The sequence below is a fragment of the Streptomyces chiangmaiensis genome (genome assembly GCF_036281785.1).
GTDB classification, from domain to species: Bacteria; Actinomycetota; Actinomycetes; order Streptomycetales; family Streptomycetaceae; genus Streptomyces; species Streptomyces chiangmaiensis.
On the sequence record NZ_JAYWVC010000697.1, the window covers coordinates 1 to 673 of the forward strand.

Annotated in this window: 1 protein-coding gene; it reads left to right on the plus strand. The window is 66.1% G+C overall.

The window, feature by feature from the left end:
- Positions 1-119: 119 nt before the first annotated feature.
- A partial coding sequence (locus VXC91_RS46485) for a transposase (RefSeq protein WP_329513349.1) occupies positions 120-673 on the plus strand: 554 nt, incomplete at its 3' end.

The window sequence follows — 673 nt, forward strand, 5'->3', positions numbered from 1 at the left end:
GAGCAATGCTCAATACCTGTGGATCACTCCTGACGGAAGGGGGCGTACCTTCCCGATGGATCGATTGATAGGTCATCGAGCAAGGCCGACGTTGCCGCGTCGGTCGGGAAGGGACGCCCGTGCTTACGGTAGTCAACGAGGACGGCACCACGCCAAGCGGCAGCTCGCTGCTGGATGAGATCGTCCGGGAAGGCGCACGGCGGATGCTGGCCGCCGCTCTGGAAGCCGAAGTCAACGCCTACATAGCCGAGTTGGCTGACGAGCGCGACGACAAGGGGCGCCGCATGGTGGTCCGCAACGGCTACCACCAGCCCCGGAAGGTCACCACCGCGGCCGGCGCGGTCGAGGTGAAGGCACCGCGAGTGAACGACAAACGCGTCGACGAAGCCACCGGCGAGCGCAAGCGGTTCTCGTCCGCGATCCTGCCGCCGTGGTGCCGCAAGTCCCCGAAGATCAGCGAGGTGCTGCCACTGCTCTACCTGCACGGCCTGTCCTCTGGCGACTTCGTACCCGCTCTGGAGCAGTTCCTCGGCTCCTCCGCCGGGCTCTCCCCGGCGACGGTCACCCGGCTGACCCAGCAGTGGCAGGCCGACCACACAGCGTTCATGGACCGTGACCTGTCCGAGGTCGACTATGTGTATGTGTGGGCCGACGGCATCCACCTCAACGTCCG